Origin of the sequence: Fervidicola ferrireducens (genome assembly GCF_001562425.1) — a bacterium.
GTDB lineage: Bacteria > Bacillota > Thermosediminibacteria > Thermosediminibacterales > Thermosediminibacteraceae > Fervidicola > Fervidicola ferrireducens.
In genome coordinates, this window is the sequence record NZ_LOED01000067.1 from 1 (window position 1) to 3,412 (window position 3,412).

3 protein-coding genes and 1 pseudogene are annotated in these 3,412 nt (G+C 49.1%); 2 read left to right on the forward strand and 2 right to left on the reverse strand.

Annotation, left to right across the window (positions count from 1 at the left end):
* On the forward strand, positions 1-150 hold a 150-nt coding region (locus tag AN618_RS14085), incomplete at its 5' end, for a zinc ribbon domain-containing protein (RefSeq protein ID WP_157081759.1).
* Positions 151-295: 145 nt separating this feature from the next.
* On the opposite strand, the gene AN618_RS12175 is transcribed toward AN618_RS14085, so the two are convergent.
* Together AN618_RS12175 and AN618_RS12915 are read right to left on the reverse strand one after the other, a co-directional pair.
* Positions 296-2,416: a YcdB/YcdC domain-containing protein gene (locus AN618_RS12175; RefSeq protein WP_066355587.1), complete on the reverse strand. Its 2,121-nt coding sequence runs from the start codon at positions 2,414-2,416 to the stop codon at positions 296-298.
* A gap of 292 nt (positions 2,417-2,708) precedes the next feature.
* The gene (locus tag AN618_RS12915) at positions 2,709-3,005 is read right to left on the reverse strand and encodes an EscU/YscU/HrcU family type III secretion system export apparatus switch protein (RefSeq protein ID WP_157081760.1); all 297 of its coding nucleotides are present in this window, start codon (positions 3,003-3,005) and stop codon (positions 2,709-2,711) included.
* 100 nt (positions 3,006-3,105) lie between these two features.
* On the opposite strand from AN618_RS12915, the pseudogene AN618_RS12920 reads away from it, so the two are divergent.
* A pseudogene (locus AN618_RS12920) lies at positions 3,106-3,412 on the forward strand (RNA-guided endonuclease TnpB family protein); the annotation flags it as partial.

Consider the following 3,412-nt stretch of genomic DNA (forward strand, 5'->3'; position numbering starts at 1 on the left):
AAGACCTGTCCGAAGTGCGGGAATGCTTCCCGGTATAACCGGAAGACCCAAGGCTGGTTTAAATGCATAAAATGTGGATACCAATCTGATGCGGACAGGGTGGGGGCAATAAACATAGCCGCGAGAGCGCTCGATGCTCTCGGGGCATGACCCCGGGAGAAAGGGGAGGGTGACACCCCTTAAGGCCAAGGTGATGAACCGGGTAGACCGGGGAGTGCTGGCTAACCTGCGGTGTGTGCCGCCGTCCCACGCTGGGATGCCCCCTAATTCATTAGGGGGAGGATGTCACAAATCGTTACCTTTCCGCGCTCATAAACCGAACGAGGGCAACGGCTGCCTGAGCCCTGGTAACCTCTGCCTGAGGCAGGAAATTGCCGGAAACGCCCCTGATGAGCCCGAGGCCCATGGCTATGGCCGCATGGCCCCTGTAAGCGGGATTTACCGAGGAGGCGTCTTTCGCCTTTATGAGGTATATATCGTGAATCGAAGCTACCCTCTCAAACCCCATGGCTCTCACCAGTACCGCCGCCATCAATTCCCTCGAAATGGAGCTTTCTTTCGTAACTTCTCCCTTTTTGATCAATCCCGCCCTTACAGCGGCTTCGATAATTTTTTCTTCTTGGCCTTCCTTTTCCCGGGGCACCTGGTAATTGCCGGTAGCGATGAGCATCATTTTTAAAAATTCGGCCGCACTGATTTTTTCATCGGGGCCGAACTTTTCGCCTTCAGCTTCTATTATGCCCAAATCGCAAAGCAATTTTATCTCTTTTTCGGCCCAGTGGCCTTTGATATCGGTGAATTCGGTTTTGGGCTTTTCCTCGATGGGATTTCCCGCATAGTCTAAGGGCTTCATGCCGAAGGCGTCGAAGGTGTAAGAACTGAAAGGAGCAATTCTATATACGAGCCTGTAATTGCTTTTCCCCGATTCATTGAACGGCACGTACGAAAGCTCCAGGCCTACCTTTTCGAGGAAGAGCCTTTCAGCATCATCTTTTTCCAGCATACCTTCGGGCGCTGGGAAAGAGGCGTCGGACCACCTGCTGTAATAGCTCACGATTTTGCCGGTCTTTGCTTCCACGGTTACGCTAAAGCCGTTGTCCGGGAAGGGTATGCCGTTTACCTGTCTTACATAATTGAATACGAATTCTCTAATTTTTTCGGAACCCGGTGGTTGGCTTGCAGGTCTTTCGAGCTTAACCATGCCATACTTTTCGGGCTGCACCATCTTCACAAATTCATCGGCTTTTTTCTCGGCATCCTCCCAATCCAGGTTCTGCCTGAAATCCTGCGTATATCTCGAACTGTCGTAAATATTGAAGCTCAGGAGCTCCGAGCTTGAAGCGTCGACCTGGGCGCTTATAGAGCCGTAGTCTTCGGGCTTATCTGACCTTTTCTCCCAGCTTATGCTCCACAACCTGCGCCCGGGGTTTTCGTAATCCTCGTAGAGCGATGCATATTGCTGCACGTAATTGGAAGGTATCTCAACGTATTTTTTTACGACCTCAATGGCTTTTTCCTTTGATATGAGCTTTTTTGCGTCTTCCAGCTCCTTTTGCTCCTGGGGGGTCAAGGCCCGATTTACATCACCTACTCCGGCTTCCCCAAAGTAGGGAGGGTACCTGTAATCCGCATCTCTTTGGATGACCTCGCCGGTTGAGGCGTCCAGGAAGAAACTGTAAGGATTTTCAAGCTGATAAACGAGCTTTATCTTTTGCTCTCTTTTTTCATAGTCGTAAAAACGCCTGTACACCAATGTCAATCCGGATTTTTCGAGGAAAATCTTTTCGGCGTCCGCTTTTGACAAGATTTTTTCAGGAGAGGGCAGTTCATCGAAATTCCACTGGAAGCTGTAGTCGGTAACCTGCCCGGTAAAAGCGTCTACGGTGATGTAAAAACCGTTGTCGACTACCGGAATGCCCTCATGCATCCGCTGAAAATAGAAGTGATACTGCCGCGCATAAATATCAATAAGGGGCCTTACAGGCGGCAGCGACTCGGGGCTGGGGACTGTGTTTTTAAACTCCTCGGGTTGGAGCTTTGCTGCGAACCCCCTGGCAATATTCTTCGCTTCTTCTTCCGAAAATTTTGGCAAAAGCGCGCCCTTTCCGGGATCGTCTCCCGAGTATATGGAAAGGTGCTTTATGTATCCTCTGTCGGCGTCCACCGCGGCGTATAGGCTAGCATAGGGTTCTTTGGAGGTGGTCCAGTTCAGATACCAGAGCCTACCTTCTGGCGTCTCCCTGTAATCTATGGAAAATTTGTCGTATATGCTGGTATCGAAAAACTTTTTTACGAGTTCTACGGCCTGTTCCCGCGAAAATTTCGGGTTTTCACCTTCCGCGGCGAAGACAGGAAAGGTCGTGAGAACTAAAAAAAGGATGAGCGACCACGCAAGGGAACTTATGAATTTTTTCACATATTTCCCTCCTTGCAAGATATTTCAGGAAAATTTTCCTATCACCTCCTCCTATACAAATTATACCATTACCTGCTGAAATCTACCAGAAATAAAAAAATAACGGGCCTTTTGGCCCATTATTCCTGTTCCCAGACGAGTTTGAGGATTTTTTCAACATCTTTTATGGCTTTATTTATTTTCTCCACTACCACCCGGTTATCCGAAAATATCAACTTTAGCATTTAAGGTCGCCTCCTAATGAAAATGATTTTCAATCTTATCTGGTTACATTATAACATGAAAATAATTTTCAATCAAGACCTTTTTGAGAATTTTTTTCATCCAATTTGTATATGAGAGCAAGGATTTCGGCGACCGCACCGTATAGTTCCGGCGGAATTTCTAATCCAATTTCCACCGAAATAAGGGCTTTAACGAGTTCCGGGTCGGTGTGGATTGGAATTCCGCATTCGGCGGCTGCATCAATAATTTTTTGTGCGATTTCGCCCCTGCCGGAAGCGATAACTTTGGGGGCGGCATCCTTATCAGGGTCGTATTTTAAAGCAACGGCTTTTTTGCCTTGGTTGTTTTTTTCTTTCAGCGCGATGACCCCCCTTTTTTTTGAAAGTTACAGAACCGCCGCGGGAAGGCCCTACCCTTTCAAGGGTAGGGATGAAAGCGGCGGCCAGTTGTGCTAAAATAGAAGCATGAGGCGAACAAACATTGTCCGGGTTTTGCCCAGCAAGCAACAAAAGCAAATACTCGAAACAATCGGGGATCGCTGTGCTGCCCTCTGGAATGCCATCCAGTACAAGTGCAGGCAGGCCTTCTTCAAGGGTGAACCCGTGCCTTCCTACGAAACCCTGTGCGCCGGGTTCAAGGAGCACCAGGCGTATCGTGCCCTGCCCGCCCACATAGGGCAGGAGGTCATCAAAAAGGCAAGGAAGGCGTGGGACTCCTTCTTTGCCTGCCTGCGGCTGTACCGGAAAGGCAAACTGGAGGAGCCGCCACGCA